Raw genomic sequence first — 17110 nt, forward strand, 5'->3', positions numbered from 1 at the left:
CGACGGCACCGACAAGCGAAAGAGGTCATCCACAGCTCAGCGAGGGCCGGGCTTGATGACCTTCGTACGCAGGATGGACTCGTTGAGCGTGAGCTGGCGGTCGAACTCCTTGACCGTGGCCGGCTCGGCCTGCAGCGAGATGATGGCGTAGATGCCTTCGGCGTTCTTCTTGACCTCGTAGGCGAGGCGGCGACGTCCCCAGACGTCAACGCTCTCGACGGTGCCGCCATCCTTGCGGATGACGTTGAGGTACTTGTCGAGCGACGGCTCGATGGTTCGCTCTTCAAGGCTGGGGTCGAGGATGACCATTACTTCGTATGCGCGCAAAGCGGTCTCCACCTCCTGTGGGCTCGGCGGCCACGGTCTCTCCGTGGCAGGAGGGCTTGCGTTCACGGCGTACGGCGAGTGCCGGGCCGTGGTTCGGCGTCACGCACCATATGGATGGGCGGGACAAAGAACGCTCAAGGCTAACAGCGCACCCAGCGGACCATGGAATCGATGACCTGTGGATGAGCGGACGCACGGATCGCCGATCGTGGCTAGCGTCGGGGCATGCTCCGGACCCGCCCTCCCGAGACCCTCGTCGCCGGCCGGTACGTCCTGCTCGACCAGATCGGCGCCGGGGGGATGGGGTCGGTCTGGCGCGCACGTGACGGCCGCACCGGACGGCTCGTCGCTGCCAAGGTGCTGGGTCACCACAGCGACGCGCTGCTGGTGCGGTTCGTCCGTGAGCAGGCGGTCCGCATCCGCCACCCGCACGTGCTCGCGCCCACCGGCTGGGTCGCCGAGGACGACCTGGTCGTGATCGTCATGGACCTCGTCACCGGCGGCTCCGTGCAGACAATGCTCGCCGAACACGGCCCACTGCCCGAGGGGTACGTCGCCCGCGTGCTCGAGCAGACACTGCGCGGGCTGGCCGCCGTGCACGCCGCAGGTGTGGTGCACCGCGACATCAAGCCTGGCAACCTGCTGCTCGAGCCGACCCGCGACGGCACTCCCGACGTACGCATCGCCGACTTCGGCGTCGCCGCCGTGCTCGCCGGCGACCGCTTCACCAGCGCGCCCGGCGCGATCGGCACCGACGGCTTCATGGCCCCCGAGCAGGCCCTCGGTGGCGCCCCCGACCCGCGCCAGGACCTCTACTCCGTCGGCGCCGTCGGGCTACACCTGCTCACCGGCATCCACCCGAGCCGCACACCCGAGATCCCGTCGAGCCGGCTTCGCCCCCTCCTCGAGCGCCTCCTCGCCCCCGAGGTGGAGGACCGCCCCGCCAGCGCCGACGAGGCGCTGCGCCTCCTACGCCGCCTCGACCCGCCGTACGACGGAGGGCCCTCCGCGCCCGACCGGCTGGGCCCGGCTCCCGACGAGGCACGCGTGCCCCTCGCTGCCCGGCTCCAGATCGCGGCGTTCGGCGCGATCACGCTCGGCTGCGCGGTCGTGGCTGCCCTGTTGCTGCGTTGACCCAACCGCCCGACGACACACCGCATCTCTCCGGGTGACGATGAACTGACCTACACAGGAGCTGCGATGTCCCGACCACCGGACGACGACGAGTTCGCCGAGCTCGTCCATGCTGCGTGGCCCTCGCTCTACCGCACCGCCTACCTGCTGCTCGGCGATCGGGCCGAGGCGGAAGATCTGGTGCAGACCGCGCTTGCCAAGACGTACGCCGCGTGGGGATCGGTCCGCAGCGTGGAGGCAGCGCCGGCGTACGCCCGGGCCGTGCTGCACAACACCGCCTCGTCGTGGTTCCGCAAGCGCTCGTGGCGCAACGAGCGACCGACCGAGACGCTTCCCGAGATCGCCCACGACTTCGACCTCAGCAACCGGCCGGCGGTGCTCGCCGCGCTCGCCCAGCTCCCGCAGCGCCAGCGGGCGGTCGTGGTGCTCCGCTATTACGAGGACCTCGGCGTCGCCGACACGGCGCGTGCGCTCGGTTGTTCCGAGGGCACCGTCAAGAGCCAGACCTTCGACGCGCTGACCCGGCTGCGCACCCTTCTCGGCGACACGGTCGTCGCCGACGTACTCACCCAGGACCTGCCATGACCGAGCGACTCTCCCAGCTCATCCACGACGAAGCGCGAGGCCTCGACATCCCGGCCCCCTCGACGGACGCGATCCTGACGCGCGGACGACGCACGCGCCGCCGGCAGCAGGCACTCACCGGCGCAGCGGCCCTGGCCGTCGTCGCTGTCGTCGCCGGCGGGGCAGTCTTCGCTGGGAGCATCGGCGACGACACCGCCCGCGACATCGCCCCCGCAGACACGGTCGACACCGGCCCGAGCTTCGCGGTCGGCAACACCGTCTACCTCGACGGCGGCAAGGTGCAGGCCACGATCGCCGACAAGGCAGTCAAGTCGCTGTACTACACGTCGGCTGGCACGCTGGTCCGGCACGGCGAGAACGACTTCAGCGACCGTGGCGGACCGCAGCGCTTCAGCCTGGTCACGCCCAACGGCGACGTGCTGCCGGTGAGCGTCGTGACCGAGGAGACGGTCCCCGGCGTCGATCCCGACCAGCCCTACCTCGCCTACGCCGTGATCACCGACGGCCGAGTCGAGGTGGTGGTGCACGACATCACCACCGACACCGAGGTCGCTCGGGTGCCCGTGACCGACGACTTCGAGGGTGGCTGGAACGCGCCGCCGGTCGCGATCGAGGGCGACCTCGTGTACGTCGGCACCGACACCGCGCCCACCGTCGTCAACTGGCGCACCGGCGAGGAGTCGTCGACCGACCGGGTCGACGGCCCATTAGTGCAGGTGTCCGGGGGCCGCAGCGTCGTGCAGAGGGCCGACGACCACCTCACGGTGCTCGACGTCGCTACCGGCGAGATGTTGGACCTGATCGAGCTCCCCCCGAGCGAGTACGGCACGGTGCTGCTCTCTCCCGACGGTCGCTACGCGATGGTCGGTGACCAGGTTGCCGACCCCGGTGGCGAGTCGGCGGACACCACGGTCCGCACGATCGGCAGTGGCGACGAGGTCGTCCTCGACGGGCCGTCGTACGACTGGGGCTGGACGGCCGACGGCGACCTGTTCCGGATCACCGGCAAGGGGCTGCAAACCTGCGCTGCTGACTCGGGCATATGCGACACCACCCCCCTTCCCGACGGTCTCAGCGCTGAGGCAGCCGAGGTCAAGCTGGGCGGGCAGCTGTACGAGTCCTGACCTGTCGGCGGCCGGTCCTAGGCTGGCCGCCATGAGCATCAGCATCGGAGCCCACGTCGACCAGGCCGACCCGATCGCCGAGGCGCGAGCTCGCGACACCAAGGTCGTCCAGTTCTTCCTCGGTGACCCACAGGGCTACCAGGGCCCCGTCGTGCAGTACGCCGGAGGCGCGAGCGGGCTTCGTGCCGACGCCGAGGCAGCCGGGATCGACCTCTACGTCCACGCGCCGTACATCGTCAACGTCGCCACCACCAACAACCGGATCCGGATCCCGAGCCGCAAGCTGCTGCAGCAGCACGTCGACGCCGCGGCCGAGATCGGGGCCAAAGGGCTGATCGTGCACGGCGGCCACGTCGAGAACAAGTCCGACGACCCGCGCATCATCGAGACCGGCTTCGACAACTGGCGCAAGGCGATCGCGGCCACCGACCTCAAGCTGCCGGTGCTGATCGAGAACACTGCCGGGGGCGAGAACGCGATGACCCGCTACCTCGAGCGCATTGCCGGGGTGTGGTCGGCGATCGAGGGCACCGAGGGCGACGACCTGGTCGGGTTCTGCCTCGACACCTGCCACGCCCACGCGGGCGGCAACCCGCTCGAGACGATCGTCGACGACATCCGCAGGATCACCGGCCGCATCGACCTCGTGCACTGCAACGACAGCCGCGACGAGTTCGACTCCGGCGCCGACCGGCACGCCAGCCTCGGCGCCGGCAAGATCGACCCCGACCTGCTGGCCGCGGTGGTCCGCGACGCGGGCGCCCCGGTCATCTGCGAGACGCCGGGCGGCGCAGACGAGCACAGCGCCGACTTCGCCTGGCTGCGCGAGCGAATGTGAAGTTTGAGCTGCGGCTTCCCGGGTAACCCCATTGCCACGGGCGGACAGGGGCTCGACAGGGACGGGGGTCTTGTCGAGTCCCTGTTGTGTCTGTCAGTCGCGGGAGCGCGGGCGGGTAGCCTCGGTGCCGTGTCATCTTCCCCCCTGAACCCCCCGCTGTCACTCCGCTCGGCCTCCTCCGCCGAGCACCTCGCCCACATCCGCAGCCAGCCGTCCGCGAGCTTCCTGCAGACCCCTGCGTGGGCGCTCGTGAAGCCCGAGTGGCGCAATGAGTCCGTGGTCTGGGAGCGCGACGGGCAGATCGTCGGCTCCGCGTTGGTGCTCTACCGCCAGCTGCCGCGGCTCAAGCGCTACCTCGCCTACCTGCCCGAGGGCCCGGTCATCGACTGGGAGACCGACGACCTCGCCGGCTGGCTCGCCCCGCTCGCCGCGCACCTCGAGAAGCAGGGTGCCTTCGGCGTACGCATCGGACCACCCGTCGTCACCCGCCGCTGGAGTGCCGCGCAGGTCAAGGACGGCATCGCCGACGACGCCGTACGACGTCTCGACGACGTGCCCCCGCTCGAGCGCGGCCAGGCCGGCGCCTGCGTCGTCTCGCAGCTGCACGAGCTCGGCTGGCGCCCGCAGGCGGTGGAGGGCGGCTTCGCGGCCGGCCAGCCGCAGTACAACTTCCAGCTCCCCCTCGATGGCCGCACCGAGGACGACGTCCTCAAGGGCATGAACCAGCAATGGCGCCGCAACATCAAGAAGGCCGCCAAGGAGGGCGTCGTGGTCACCCGCGGCACCGACGGTAGCGACCTCAAGGCGTTCCACGACCTCTACGTGCACACCGCCGAGCGCGACGGCTTCACCCCGCGCCAGCTCGGCTACTTCACCACGATGTACGACGCACTCTCGGCCGAGGATCCCGACCGCATCGTCGTACACCTGGCCCATCACGAGGCTGATCTTGTCGCCGCGACGATTTCGATCCGGGTCGGCACCCACTCGTGGTACTCCTACGGCGCCTCCTCCACCGAGAAGCGCGACGTGCGGGGCTCCAACGCGATCCAGTGGGCGATGATCAGCGACGCGCTCGCGGCCGGGTGCGCGGTCTACGACATGCGCGGCATCACCGACACGCTCGACTCCGACGACCCGCACGTCGGGCTGATCCAGTTCAAGGTCGGCACGGGCGGCGAGGCCGTCGAGTACGCCGGCGAGTGGGACCTGCCGCTCAACAAGGCTCTGTACAAGGCCTTCGACCTCTACATGAAGCGTCGTTCCTCGTGAGTCTCTCCCTCACCGTCGACGGCGACCGCTGGCGCAGCCACCTGCGCCGGGTGGCCCAGAGCACACCCGGCCTGGTGCCGGTCGCGAAAGGCAACGGCTACGGCTTCGGCATCGGCCGGCTGGCTCGCAAGACGCAGTGGCTGGGCCTCGACACCCTCGCCGTCGGCACGTACGTCGAGCTGCCCGAGGTCGCGACCCGCTTCGACGGCGACCTCCTGGTGCTCACCCCGTGGCGTCCGTTCGGTCCTGCACTCGAGGTGGACCCGGCCATCGTTCGGCGCGTGATCCACACGGTCAGCAGGCCCGAGGACCTCGGCGCGCTGCGCGCCCACGACCCGCACGCGCGCTACGTGCTCGAGCTCGCCACGTCGATGCTGCGGCACGGCATGTCCGGCCGCCAGCTGCGCACCCTCGACCTCGACGCTCAGCGGGCGGGCCCCGGCCTCGAGGGCATCGCGCTGCACCTGCCACTCGAGCAGGGCTCCCACATCGGCGAGGTGCGCCGCCTGCTCAACGACATCGTCGGCTCCGGCGTCGACACCCGCACCGTCTGGGTCAGCCACCTCACGCCCGACGAACTGGCGACGCTGCGCACCTCGTATGCCGACTTCACGATCCGGCCGCGCACCGGCACCGCGCTGTGGCTCGGCGACCGCGGCGCACTGCGCGTCACGGCCACCGTCCTCGACGTGCACCCGCTAGAGCGCGGCGACGCGTTCGGATACCGCAGCCGCACCGCGCCCAAGTCGGGCCACCTGCTCATCGTCTCCGGAGGTACGGCGCACGGCATCGGCCTCGAGGCGCCCACCGGCGAGTCGTCGCTGAAGGCCCGCGCGGCCACGCTGGCCCGAGGCGGTCTCGATGCCGTCGGCTTCGTGCGGTCGCCGTACTCCATCGACGGCAAGCAGCGGCTCTTCGCCGAGACGCCGCACATGCAGGCCTCGATGCTGTTCGTGCCCGCGGGCGCGCACGTGCCGAAGGTCGGCGACGAGATCGACGTGCGGGTGCGCTACACCGCCACGTCGTTCGACAGCGTCACGATCGACTGACGGGCGGAACCGGTTTCGAGACAGACGCTGGCGCGTCATTCTCAGCCAGCGGTTGGCGCAGGACGTCACGCGCGACGATCGCGACGAGGTAGAGCTCGGTCGCGATCCGCAGCAGGGTCGCGATCGAGTAGAACCCGGCGTCGCCGCCGCCGGCGGGCGCGAGGTAGTCGCCGAGGTAGAGCCACACGGCCGCGAAGTAGACGATCTCGCCGGTCTGCCAGATCAGCAGGTCGCGCCAGCGCGGCCGGGCCAGCGCGGCGAGCGGCAGCAGCCACAGGACGTACTGCGGCGAGTAGACCTTGTTGATGAGCAGGAAGCCGGCCACGACCAGGAAGCCCAGCTGTGCAAGGCGCGGCGTCGCCGGCGCCTTGAGCCCGATCAGCAGCACTCCGACGCACCAGGCGCCGAAGAACAGCCACGAGACCTTGTTGATCAGCTCGGGCTGCATGGGGTGGTCGAACACCTGTTGGAGCACGAGCCAGATCGAGCCGAGATCGGCGCCGCGCCCGGAGTTGAAGGTCCAGAAGACCTTCCACTCCGCAGGCCCGGAGATGTACGCCGGCGCGTTGGCCAGCAGCCAGGCCACGGCCGCGGAGCCGGCCACTGCCCCGAAGTCGAACACCGGGTCGGACTCCTCGGTGTCGCCATTTCCGTCGACCCGGCGCAGCCGGCGCAGGCAGATGACCAGGATGCCGCCCAGCAGGAAGAGCGGGTACAGCTTCGTCGCCGTGCCGAGACCGATCAGCACGCCCGTGAGCACCGGTCGGTCGCGCGACCACGTCCAGAGCGCGGCCGCCACGAGCGTGACGGCCAGGAGGTCCCAGTTGATCAGGGCAGTCAGGGCCAGGGTCGGCGCGATGGCGAACCCAGCGGCGTCCCAGGGGCGGCGCCGGGTGACGCCTGCCAAGAACCAGGTCGCCAGCAGGGCGAGCAGCGCGAAGCCCACGGCGTTGACCGCGGTGTAGAGCCGGGCCTCCTTGGCGACGTCGCGGGTGCCGTCATCCGGAGCGATGGCGCGGGTGACCTTCGCGGTCGCCCAGGCCCAGTAGGAGATGCCGACGGGGTACTCCATGACGTCGAACTGGGCGCGCACGACCGGGTCGTCGGTGTAGGGCCAGTGCCCGTCGGCCAGGCCACGCCCGTAGTAGAGCGGGGGCAGGTCGGAGTAGCACATGTTGTTGTAGTTCTCGGCGCCGTCCTGCCACAGCGAGTTGGCACACGGCGCCTTCTGCACCAGGCCGACCGCGAAACAGAGCGCGGTCAGCAGCAGCAGCACGCGCACCGGCGACCAGAAGCGGTGTGGCGCGGCGTGCCTGCCCATCGGCCCACCGACCGACTCGGAGACGGCGGCCACGACCGAGTCGTCCTGCGTCGGGTGGACCCGCGACTCGAACTCGTCCCCCGTGGATCGCCCCGTCACGGGTGGCTCAGGCCGGCGGGGGTGTCGACGACACGGGCGGTGGGGGCGGCGTCGGCGTCTCCGGCGGCGGAGGTGGGGGCGGAGGTGGAGGCGTCGGGACCAGCGTCGGCGGCACCGGGGTCGGCGTGGGCGTCGGTGTCGGGGTCGGCTTGTCGGTCGGCTTCTTGGTCGGCGCCTTCGTGGGCTGTCTGCTCGGCGGCGGCGGGGGCGGCGGCGGCACATACGGCTCGTGACCCGTCGAGGGCGCCTCGCCGTCGACGTACGCGGGCTCCGGGAAGTCCTCGATCTCCATGCCGTCGGTGGCCTGCTGCATGATCGCGGTCCACGTGTCAGCGGGGTAGTCGGCACCGAAGTACGACGGCAGCCAGCCGTCGAGCTGGTTGTCGCCGTCGCCGCGGACGTACATCACGGCGGCCGCGAGCTGCGGGGTGTAGCCGGCGAACCACGCCGACGAGACGACGTCCTCGCCGCCCTTTCCGGGGGCGGTCGCCGTGCCGGTCTTGCCGGCCGCGGGACGGCCCAGGGCCAGTGCGGCCCGGCCGGTGCCGTTCTGGACGACCTGCTGCATGGCGTACGACGTGTCGGCGGCGATGTCCTCGTCGACCGCGGTGCGGGTCTTCTCCGGACGGTTGTAGAGCACCTCGCCGTCCTTGCCGACGACCTTCTCGACCACGTGGGCGTCGGCGCGCTCGCCGCCGTTGGCGATGGAGGCGTAGGCGTTGGCCATGTTGATCGGGCTGACCCGGCCCTTTCCCAGGGTGATGAGCGTGTCGTCGGGCAGGAAGTCGACCGTGCGCATCGGTATGCCGGGGTACTTGTTGGACGGCTTGTCACCGGGGATGCCGAGGGCGCGGGCCATGTCGTAGATCGCCTGCGGGCCGTCGTCCATCGAGGCGGACATTTCCATGAACGCGGTGTTGATGGACTCCTCGGTGGCGTTCACCAGGTCGACCGACGAGCCGTAGTCGTTGCCGAGCCCGTCGGAGCCGGTGCCCTCGTTGTTGACCTGGAGGCCGTCGGGGAACTCGTAGGGCGAGTTGCCCTCGAAGGAGTCCTCGAGGCTGAAGCCCTGCTTGATCGCCGCGGCGATGGTCAGCGGCTTGATCGTGGAGCCCGCCATGCCGCCGGTCGCGGCCCAGTTGATCTGGGAGTCGAGGAAGTCCTGGCCGCCGTAGAACCCGCGCACCGCGCCGGTGCCGGGCTCGACCAGGGCCGCGCCGATGTGCAGCTCCTTGTCGCCGAACCCGTCCGGACGCTGCGCCTGTACGCCGTCCTCCGCGGCCGCCATGGCCGAGGGAGTGAACGTCGTGGTGATGCGCAGGCCGTCACCGTCGATCTGCTCGTCGGTGAACTGAAGGCGCTTGAGCTCGTCGCGGACCAGGGTCAGCATGTGACCCTTCTGGCCACCGAGCTGGCTCTCGGCCTTGATCTTGGGGAACTTCGGAAGGCGCTTGGCCGCCTGGTCCGCGTCCGCCGCGGAGATCTTGCCCATCTCGGCCATGCCGTTCAGGGCGTACTCGTAGCGGACCCGCAGCGCTTCCTTGGCTTCCTTGCCGTTGGCCGGGTCGAGGTTGCTCGGGTTGTTCAGCACGCTGGCCAGCACAGCCGACTCGCGGAGGTTCAGCTTGCTGGCCGGCTTGTCGAAGAACGCCTGCGCGGCGGCCTGGACGCCGTACGCACCGCGGCCGAAGTAGATGGTGTTGAGGTAGCCCTCGAGGATCTGCTCCTTGCTCACCTCGCGCTGGATCTTCAGCGACAAGATGGCCTCGGTGATCTTGCGCTGGAGGCTGCGCTCGCTGGTGAGGTAGAGGATCTTGACGTACTGCTGGGTGATCGTCGACGCGCCCTGGGTGGAGCCGCCGCTGGCGTTGGAGAACGCCGCCCGGACAATGCCCTTGGGGTCGATGCCCTTGTCGGTGTAGAAGGAGCGGTTCTCGGCCGCGACCACCGCGTCCTTGAGCGTGTCGGGCATCTCGTCGAGCGGGATGGAGTCGCGGTTCTGGTTGGCGTAGCGACCCAGCTCGCTCTTGCCGTCGGCGTAATAGACGAAGCTGGTCTGCGTCTCGAAGTCCTTGTTTGGGTCCGGGATGTCGATCGCCTGGTACAGCGCGACGAACGTCCCCGCGCCGATCAGGGCGCCGACCAGGACGACCACCAGCAGCCACTTCAGGGCGCGCCGCACCCGGGTCCCGCGGGTGACGGGGGGCTTCTTGGGGCGCTTGGTCACGGGGCGGCCGTCGGCTCGGCGCTTTGCACTCACGGCGGTAAGGGTAATCAACCCACGGTCGAGTGCAGACTTCTCGACATTTCAGGTGTAGCGGATATATCGCTACGATAGGTCGCATGGCACGTCGTGCAGAGACCATCGAGCTCGCAGTCCTCGGACTGCTGCACGAGGGACCCATGCACGGATACGAGCTGCGCAAGCGCCTGAACCTCATGCTCGGCTGGGGGCGCGTGCTCTCCTACGGGTCGCTGTACCCGACCTTGAAGAAGATGCTGCGGGCCACGCTGATCGAGGAGGCCGTGGGCGATCCCACGCTCATCACCCGGCGCCCGCGCATCGTCTATCAGGTCACCGAGGCCGGCCACGCGGAGTTCGAGCGGCTGATGGCCGAGGTCGGGCCGACCGCGTGGGAGGACGACAACTTCGACATCCGGTTCGCGTTCTTCGGTCGCACCGACATGGAGATCCGGCTGCGCGTGCTCGAGGGCCGTCGTACTCGCCTCCAGGAGCGGCTCGACCGGGTGCAGACCGACCTGGCCCGCACGCAGAAGGAAGTCGACCGGTACGCCGGAGAGCTGCAGCGTCACGGGGTCGAGTCGGTCGAGCGCGAGGTCCGCTGGCTGTCCGACCTCATCAACGCCGAGCGGGCCAACCCCGCCCCGGCGCCCGAACACACCGAATAGCAGAGAACTAGCAACGAAGGAGACCCTCATGGGTTCGGTACGAGTGGCAATCGTGGGAGTCGGCAACTGCGCCACCTCCCTGATCCAGGGCGTGGAGTACTACAAGGACGCCGACCCCGACGGTTCCGTCCCGGGTCTCATGCACGTCAAGTTCGGCGAGTACCACGTCTCTGACGTGCAGTTCGTCGCGGCGTTCGACGTCGACGACAAGAAGGTCGGCAAGGACCTCTCCGAGGCCATCAACGCCTCCGAGAACAACACCATCAAGATCGCGGACGTGCCCACCCTCGGCATCGACGTGCTGCGTGGCCCGACGATGGACGGTCTCGGCAAATACTACCGCGAGACGATCGAGGAGTCGGCGGCCGAGCCGGTCGACGTCGTACAGGCTCTCAAGGACGCCAAGGCCGACGTGCTCGTCTCCTACCTCCCGGTGGGCTCCGAGCAGGCCGACAAGTTCTACGCGCAGTGCGCCATCGACGCCGGGGTCGGCTTCGTCAACGCCCTGCCCGTCTTCATCGCCTCCGACCCCGTGTGGGCCAAGAAGTTCGAGGACGCCGGCGTCCCGATCGTCGGTGACGACATCAAGAGCCAGGTCGGCGCGACCATCACCCACCGCGTGATGGCCAAGCTGTTCGAGGACCGCGGTGTCGCGCTGGACCGCACCTACCAGCTCAACGTAGGCGGCAACATGGACTTCAAGAACATGCTCGAGCGCGAGCGCCTGGAGTCGAAGAAGGTCTCGAAGACCCAGGCCGTGACGTCGAACCTGCGGGGCGAGCTCGCCAACAAGGTCAGCGACCGCAACGTGCACATCGGCCCGTCCGACTACGTGCAGTGGCTCGACGACCGCAAGTGGGCCTACGTCCGCCTCGAGGGTCGCGCGTTCGGCGACGTGCCGCTGAACCTCGAGTACAAGCTCGAGGTCTGGGACTCCCCCAACTCGGCCGGCATCATCATCGACGCCGTGCGCGCCGCGAAGATCGCCATGGACCGCGGCATCGGTGGCCCGATCATCGCCGCGTCGACGTACCTGATGAAGTCGCCTCCGGTGCAGATGCCCGACGACATCGGTCGCCAGGAGCTGGAGAAGTTCATCCGCGGCGAGTGACCCTCCGCCTCATCGGAGCGACGCCCCGCTCGACCTTCGTGGTCGTGCGGGGCGTCGGCCGTTTCCAGACGTCCGCTCGGCGCTGGATACCATTCGGGCCTCGGCGTCCGGGGTTGGCCCGGCACCGACGACCTGCGTGACCTCTACGAGGACGCACCGCCGGGCACCCTGGGGATCACCCACGACACCGCCTATGTTCACGCACCCTCCGACGTCCTGACGGTCGGTCTTTCCGGCGGGGAGGTGACCGCCGAGGACGTCGACGAGGTCTTCAGCACGACCCAGCCCTGGTACTCGCCGCGCTACCAGGACGACCTGAACGGCGGTCCATGGAACCCTTCTCGCACCTGGGCGATCGACCGGGCCGAGCCGCGCGACCGGTTCGTGTCGGGCGACGGTCGGCGGGTGGAGGTCATCCCCGGCACCCCGACGTGGTCACTCAGCCACTGGATCGACGACCACACGGCGGTGGGGTTCGCCGTGCACGCCCCGCCCGACGACGGCTTCCTCGACCAGCAGGCGGAGACAACCCTGATGACCTGCACCGTGCCCGACGGCGCCTGCACGCTGGTCCCGGAGGCGGCGGGACCTCCCGGCAGCGTGCTGCTGCCGAACAGCAGCCTGCTCTGAGCGTTCGGTCCCGGCGCCGGGTTGTGTCGAACGCTTGACACAAGAGGGGCTGCCCTGGATTCTTGACTTGTACCAATGTATTGATACAAGGGGGTCGGGATGTTCGGCGTCGGAACCATAGAGCTGCTGGTGCTGGGCCTGCTCCCGGTGGTCTTCGTCATGGTCATGCTGGTGGTGCTGCTGGCGTTCGCCCGCCGGGACGTGAAGACCGGCCGCGAGTGGCTGGCCGTCGTGGCGATCCGGATCGTCGGTGGAGCTGCCGGCGTCGCGGCAGCGGGCGCCACGGTGTTCCGGCCGATGGCCGGTGTCGACCTGGGACTGGGACGCGGGCTGCTGCTCGCACCCGCGATCGTGGGCCTTGGCGTCATGCTCGGGGTCGCGGTCGGCGAGACCGTCGTACGGCCCCGGCGCGCGGCCGGACTGCGCACCGCCTCGCTCGAGCCGCGCCGGGTGTGGGCCTACCTCCCTCGACCACTGAGCTGGACGGTGGCGCTTCTCGGCGGACTGCTCGTGGCGACGCTGGCGCTGACCACCGTCACCGCCTCGGCCGATGACATGGGCCGAGCCGGTCGCAGCCTGGGGTGCCAGACAGGTAGCTTCAGCACGTCACACGGCCCGTATCCGGGCAGCTTCTACAGCCTTCCACTGTTGGCGATCCTCGCGCTGGTGGCCGTCGTCGGACTGCTTGCGGCCCGCGTCGTCGTGCGCCGCCCGCGCGGCTTCGCGCCGTCCGAGTACGGCGACGGCGCGCTGCGCATGCGGTCGCTGACGGTCATCGTGGCGGCCGCCGGGTTGGCGATCGCCGCCACGCACGCCGGAGTCGCCCTCACCGCCGGTGGCGCGCTCAACCAGATCGGCGGCAGTGAGTGCGGCGCCGGCTGGATGGCCCCGGTCGGACTGTCCCTGCTCGTCAGCCTGCCGATCGCCGTGGTGGTGACGTGCTGGTGTGGCCTGCGACTACTGCTGACCGACCGGCTTGGTGCACCTGACCGTGTCGCCGTGCGATGAGTGCCCTGGTCACCGTCGACCCCGACGACCCGACGCCGCCCTATGAGCAGGTACGCCGCCAGCTCGCCGACCTGATCGGCGTCGGTCGGCTCGCCCCCGGCGACCGGATACCCCCGCTGCGCCAGCTGGCCGGGGATCTCGGGCTGGCCGTCGGCACGGTCGCTCGCGCGTACCGCGAGCTGGAGTCGGCCGGGTTGCTGGAGTCGCGCCGAGGTGGTGGCACCCGGGTCGCTCGAACTTCGGGCCCCGTCAGTGGCTCGCTGGGTGACACGACTAGTCGACGGGTCGACGATCTCGCCGCGTCGTACGTGATGAGGGCGCGGGCGCTGGGGGCCGATGACCGGCTGGTCCGGGACGCCGTACGCCGGCAGCTGGGCTGAGGTTTGTGGGGTTTGCCTGCCCCACGAGGGTGACGTTCCCCCGCCTAGGCGGGGACCATGAACGCAACCTCAGCGCTCCGCTTCCGCCTTGATCCGGCCCAGCGTCGAGCGCATCCCCTCGCGCAGGTGGGCGGCGAAGCCCTGCTGGCCACCCATCAGCGCGCGAGTGAACTTCGCGGAGATGTCGGAGATCCCGTCGGGCGCCTCGCGGCGCTGGGTGATCCGGGTGCCGCCCTCGGTGGACTCGAGGGTGAACGACCAGATCGTGAAGTTGTCCTTGATCCGGAACGCGATCTCCTGGTGCGGCTCGAAGCGCACCACCTTCGACTGCGTGGGCCACACGAGCAGGCCGCGACGGTTGATGTTGAAGAAGCGGGTACTCAGCTGGATCGGGCCGGAGCCACGCTGGAAGCTCTTCACCACCTGCGGGCTCCACTCGGCTAGGCGCGGTAGGTCGGAGACCAGGGCCCAGACCTGTGCGGGCGGGGCAGCCACCGTGATCGTCTCCTCGAGGAGGGGAAGTACGTCGCTCATGCGGCGCACAGTACGGGTAGTCTCCGGTCAGCTGAGGATCGGCGTCGGCAGGGGGTCGACGACGGCGGGGGGAACTCATGGGATCGACCGGGATGTGGCCGGAGGCCATGTACGACGCCATGACCTCGGGCAGTCCGGGCACGGTGCACACGTTGGCCGGGGACGTCGACCAGTCGATGACGGGCGTCGCCGAGAGCATCGACCTCGTCGCCCTCGCCCAGGACAAGCCCGACTGGGATAGCCCGAGCGCTCGGACGCATTTCAACATGCGCGCCTGGGCCACCCGCGCGTCCGCGGAGGTCTGCTTTATCCGTCTCAACCGGACGAAGCTCGCGCTCGACTACGTCTCCGGGGCGTACTCGACGATGGTGGCCGACGCCACCGAGCAGATCGACTACTGGCGCGCCCACAAGAATGACGTCGTCGACACCCTTGGGATGCTCCTCCTGCTGGTCACCACGACCAACAACCTCGCGACCGTCCGCAGTGGCTACTCCGACCAGCTGTCCGAGGCCGCCGACTTCCTCACGACCGACCCGTTCGGCGCGGACCAGCAGGAGTGGCTCGAGCGGGGCCTGGTGAAGTCGATGATCCGCGACCTCGAACACGGCACCCTGCCCGGACCGGCGATCCCCAACACCCTCGCCACGGACAACGACGATGACGGCTGGACCCCGCAGGGACTCGGCTACGACCCCGCGAGCGGCAACCTCATCCAGACCAGCTACAACGCCGACGGCGGTGCCGAGCTGAGCGTCATCGACCCCGCCACGGGCAAGGTCCTCAACACCGTCCAGCTCGGCGCCGCTGGAGACGACGGTGTCCCCGTGCATGTCGGCGGCGTGGCCGTCCACGACGGAACGGTGTGGGTCACCTCGTCCGGAAGCAACCCCACGGTCCACCAGTACGACCTCGACACGATCAACGCGGCCACACCATCCACGACCGTGCCTGCCCAGGGACCGCCGCAGACGGTCGCGGCCGGGTCGTCGTGCACCGTCTCCGGCAACACCCTCTACGTCGGCGACTTCAAGACCGACACGCTCCACACCTACACGTGGGACCTGAAGTCCGGTTCGTGGGGCAACGAGCAGGGGCCGTTCAAGACACCGGACCAAACGCAGGGGATGGCGGTCCGAGGCAACGAGATCGTGTTCAGCAGCTCGGAGGGGCGCGGCAACGCCGGTGCGCTCACGAGCTACAACCTGAACGACGTCCTCTCCGGCGGCGAGCTCGGCGACCCGTTGCAGACGGTGGAGCTCCCCACCATGTCGGAGGGAGTCATCATGCTTCCCGACGGTGTCGTGACGACCTACGAGTCCGGCAGCTCCGGCTACTCCTCCCCTTTCGGCTCGGCGTCGCTCGCCGACCTGTGGGCCGGACTCAACATGACCGTCACGCCGTACGGCGACCTGGGACTGGCCGGGACCATCGAGGTCGTCCCGCTCTCACTGGAGCAGGCCAGCAGCCAGTTCCGCCAGGCCGAGAGCGGGATGGACACGGCACAGGGGCGCCTGGCCCGGCTCAGCCTTCCGGCGAGGTGCCTGGGCGAGGCACCCGCCGCGCCCGCGTTCGCCACCACCGTCACCACCCACCTCGACACGACGGCGGTCTGGCTCGGGGAGGCGAGGGTGTCGGCCGACCTCACCGCCTCCGGGCTGGTCGGGGCAGCTCGCGACTACACCGACTCCGACCACCACGGTGAGAGCCTCTTCGGCATGCTGCAGGACCTGCTGTCCTGAGCCCACGCAGACGGAAGGACGTGGCCATGTCACGACCGAACCACCGGGTCGCCGCGCTGGCGGTCGCCTCCGTGCTGGCGGCCGGGCTGGCCGGCTGCGCCGACGACACCCCGACGACGTCGGAGACCTGGCCCGCCGTCGACGACCTCGTCGACACGTCCGGCCTCGTGTGGGCTGTCGACGGGGTGGTTCACCTGGGCGACGGCTCCACGATCGACACCGGCTCGACGGTCACCGAGTACGTTGTGGCGGGCGACGGCGTCTGGTTCCGGCCCGACACCCCCGACGACGACGGCCTGGCCGAGCTGCGGCACGCGACGTCGAGCGGAGTGGAGGGCACCCGTGCCCACCCGCACCCCTCGACCCTCTCGACCTCCCCGGACGGCCGCTTCCTGGCCTTCCTCGACCGACCCCAAGGCGCAGATGGTCCCGCCGAGGCGGTGGTGGTCGACCTGGCGGACGGCACGGAGCTGGTGCGCAGCCGGACCGGGCTCGGCAAGGACGTCGACGACTGGGCCGACCTTTACGAGGAGGTCCCGATCTCGGTCATCGGCGTGTCCGTCGACACCGCCTACGTCCAGGCCGTCGACGGCGTCCTGGCCTACGACCTGGCCACCGGCCAGGGGAGCCCCGCCGAGGTCGCGCAGGGTGGGCTCTCCGAGACCGACTGGTACCAGCAGTTCAGCCCGACCTATCCGCTCCCGAATGTCGCCGGCACCTGGGCGATCCGCAACCCCGACGACCTGGCCGCGCCGCCGGAGCTCGTGCCCGCCGACGGTGACCCGGTCTCGACCCGTCTGCTCCCAGCGGACGGGCCCCCGGTCCCGGGCGGACCGGCCCTCGAACGCTGGTGGCTCGACTCGTGGCTCGACGACGCCACCACCGTGGGCGGCACACCGGCCGGGACCGAGCAGATGCCGTCCTCGCCGCTCGACGTCCTCATCACCTGCACGGTGCCGGCGGGCACCTGCCGGCCGATCCCCGGCACGGAGAGGGGTGCCCTGGTGCCCGGCGACCGCGACGGGGACGCCTTGCTCGTGCGCTGA

At 69.9% G+C, this 17110-nt stretch carries 17 protein-coding genes; 13 read left to right on the plus strand and 4 right to left on the minus strand.

The annotated features are described in order from the left end of the window. Positions 1-36 precede the first annotated feature (36 nt). Entirely contained in the window at positions 37-327 is a 291-nt protein-coding gene (rpsF, locus tag H4Q84_RS13525) for a 30S ribosomal protein S6 (protein ID WP_248579622.1), read from the minus strand. A gap of 225 nt (positions 328-552) precedes the next feature. On the opposite strand from rpsF, the gene H4Q84_RS13530 reads away from it, so the two are divergent. The 6 genes from H4Q84_RS13530 (at position 553) to H4Q84_RS13555 (ending at position 6329) form a co-directional block, all read left to right on the plus strand. After that, positions 553-1461 (plus strand): serine/threonine-protein kinase, encoded by a 909-nt coding sequence (locus tag H4Q84_RS13530; protein WP_248579623.1) that lies wholly within the window; start codon positions 553-555, stop codon positions 1459-1461. A gap of 66 nt (positions 1462-1527) precedes the next feature. Further along, complete coding sequence (locus H4Q84_RS13535) at positions 1528-2046, plus strand: SigE family RNA polymerase sigma factor (protein ID WP_248579624.1); 519 nt, start codon at positions 1528-1530, stop codon at positions 2044-2046. Continuing rightward, on the plus strand, positions 2043-3170 hold the full coding sequence (locus H4Q84_RS13540) for a PQQ-like beta-propeller repeat protein (protein WP_248579625.1): 1128 nt from the start codon (positions 2043-2045) through the stop codon (positions 3168-3170). Before H4Q84_RS13535 ends, H4Q84_RS13540 begins: the two co-directional genes overlap by 4 nt. A 31-nt stretch (positions 3171-3201) precedes the next feature. Beyond that, positions 3202-4008 carry a deoxyribonuclease IV gene (locus H4Q84_RS13545; protein WP_248579626.1) on the plus strand — a complete coding sequence of 269 codons (807 nt, stop codon included), beginning with the start codon at positions 3202-3204 and terminating at the stop codon, positions 4006-4008. A gap of 129 nt (positions 4009-4137) precedes the next feature. Then, positions 4138-5280, plus strand: coding sequence for a peptidoglycan bridge formation glycyltransferase FemA/FemB family protein (locus tag H4Q84_RS13550; protein WP_282580240.1), 1143 nt, complete (start codon positions 4138-4140; stop codon positions 5278-5280). Further along, positions 5277-6329 carry an alanine racemase gene (locus H4Q84_RS13555; RefSeq protein WP_248579627.1) on the plus strand — a complete coding sequence of 351 codons (1053 nt, stop codon included), beginning with the start codon at positions 5277-5279 and terminating at the stop codon, positions 6327-6329. Before H4Q84_RS13550 ends, H4Q84_RS13555 begins: the two co-directional genes overlap by 4 nt. On the opposite strand, the gene H4Q84_RS13560 is transcribed toward H4Q84_RS13555, so the two are convergent. Both H4Q84_RS13560 and H4Q84_RS13565 read right to left on the minus strand, forming a co-directional pair. Continuing rightward, a complete protein-coding gene (locus tag H4Q84_RS13560) occupies positions 6316-7749 on the minus strand; it encodes a glycosyltransferase 87 family protein (protein WP_248579628.1) in 1434 nt (477 codons plus the stop codon). The genes H4Q84_RS13555 and H4Q84_RS13560 overlap by 14 nt on opposite strands. Positions 7750-7756: 7 nt before the next feature. Continuing rightward, a complete protein-coding gene (locus H4Q84_RS13565; RefSeq protein WP_248579629.1) occupies positions 7757-10009 on the minus strand; it encodes a transglycosylase domain-containing protein in 2253 nt (750 codons plus the stop codon). Positions 10010-10092: 83 nt separating this feature from the next. Here H4Q84_RS13565 and H4Q84_RS13570 point away from each other — a divergent pair, with 83 nt between their 5' ends. The 5 genes from H4Q84_RS13570 (at position 10093) to H4Q84_RS13590 (ending at position 13788) form a co-directional block, all read left to right on the plus strand. Further along, positions 10093-10659 carry a PadR family transcriptional regulator gene (locus H4Q84_RS13570; protein WP_248579630.1) on the plus strand — a complete coding sequence of 189 codons (567 nt, stop codon included), beginning with the start codon at positions 10093-10095 and terminating at the stop codon, positions 10657-10659. Between the two features lie 28 nt (positions 10660-10687). Beyond that, entirely contained in the window at positions 10688-11770 is a 1083-nt protein-coding gene (locus H4Q84_RS13575; protein WP_248579631.1) for an inositol-3-phosphate synthase, read from the plus strand. Positions 11771-12013: 243 nt separating this feature from the next. Then, complete coding sequence (locus tag H4Q84_RS13580; RefSeq protein WP_248579632.1) at positions 12014-12400, plus strand: hypothetical protein; 387 nt, start codon at positions 12014-12016, stop codon at positions 12398-12400. 99 nt (positions 12401-12499) lie between these two features. After that, positions 12500-13408 (plus strand): hypothetical protein, encoded by a 909-nt coding sequence (locus H4Q84_RS13585; RefSeq protein WP_248579633.1) that lies wholly within the window; start codon positions 12500-12502, stop codon positions 13406-13408. Further along, positions 13405-13788, plus strand: a complete 384-nt coding sequence (locus tag H4Q84_RS13590; RefSeq protein ID WP_248579634.1) for a GntR family transcriptional regulator — start codon at positions 13405-13407, stop codon at positions 13786-13788. Before H4Q84_RS13585 ends, H4Q84_RS13590 begins: the two co-directional genes overlap by 4 nt. A 69-nt stretch (positions 13789-13857) precedes the next feature. Here the strand turns inward: H4Q84_RS13590 and H4Q84_RS13595 are convergent, their stop codons facing one another. Continuing rightward, entirely contained in the window at positions 13858-14322 is a 465-nt protein-coding gene (locus H4Q84_RS13595; protein ID WP_248579635.1) for an SRPBCC family protein, read from the minus strand. Positions 14323-14399: 77 nt separating this feature from the next. On the opposite strand from H4Q84_RS13595, the gene H4Q84_RS13600 reads away from it, so the two are divergent. Further along, complete coding sequence (locus H4Q84_RS13600) at positions 14400-16064, plus strand: hypothetical protein (RefSeq protein ID WP_248579636.1); 1665 nt, start codon at positions 14400-14402, stop codon at positions 16062-16064. 26 nt (positions 16065-16090) lie between these two features. Next, positions 16091-17110: a hypothetical protein gene (locus tag H4Q84_RS13605; protein WP_248579637.1), complete on the plus strand. Its 1020-nt coding sequence runs from the start codon at positions 16091-16093 to the stop codon at positions 17108-17110.

Source organism: Nocardioides sp. InS609-2 (genome assembly GCF_023208195.1).
GTDB lineage: Bacteria > Actinomycetota > Actinomycetes > Propionibacteriales > Nocardioidaceae > Nocardioides.

Excerpts from the sequence above, each read along its gene's own strand:
- H4Q84_RS13530 (WP_248579623.1), top strand. The coding sequence starts at position 553 with ATGCTCCGGACCCGCCCTCCCGAGACCCTCGTCGCCGGCCGGTACGTC.
- H4Q84_RS13535 (WP_248579624.1), top strand. The coding sequence starts at position 1,528 with ATGTCCCGACCACCGGACGACGACGAGTTCGCCGAGCTCGTCCATGCT.
- H4Q84_RS13540 (WP_248579625.1), top strand. The coding sequence starts at position 2,043 with ATGACCGAGCGACTCTCCCAGCTCATCCACGACGAAGCGCGAGGCCTC.
- H4Q84_RS13545 (WP_248579626.1), top strand. The coding sequence starts at position 3,202 with ATGAGCATCAGCATCGGAGCCCACGTCGACCAGGCCGACCCGATCGCC.
- H4Q84_RS13570 (WP_248579630.1), top strand. The coding sequence starts at position 10,093 with ATGGCACGTCGTGCAGAGACCATCGAGCTCGCAGTCCTCGGACTGCTG.
- H4Q84_RS13575 (WP_248579631.1), top strand. The coding sequence starts at position 10,688 with ATGGGTTCGGTACGAGTGGCAATCGTGGGAGTCGGCAACTGCGCCACC.
- H4Q84_RS13585 (WP_248579633.1), top strand. The coding sequence starts at position 12,500 with ATGTTCGGCGTCGGAACCATAGAGCTGCTGGTGCTGGGCCTGCTCCCG.
- H4Q84_RS13590 (WP_248579634.1), top strand. The coding sequence starts at position 13,405 with ATGAGTGCCCTGGTCACCGTCGACCCCGACGACCCGACGCCGCCCTAT.
- H4Q84_RS13595 (WP_248579635.1), bottom strand. The coding sequence starts at position 14,322 with ATGAGCGACGTACTTCCCCTCCTCGAGGAGACGATCACGGTGGCTGCC.
- H4Q84_RS13600 (WP_248579636.1), top strand. The coding sequence starts at position 14,400 with ATGGGATCGACCGGGATGTGGCCGGAGGCCATGTACGACGCCATGACC.
- H4Q84_RS13605 (WP_248579637.1), top strand. The coding sequence starts at position 16,091 with ATGTCACGACCGAACCACCGGGTCGCCGCGCTGGCGGTCGCCTCCGTG.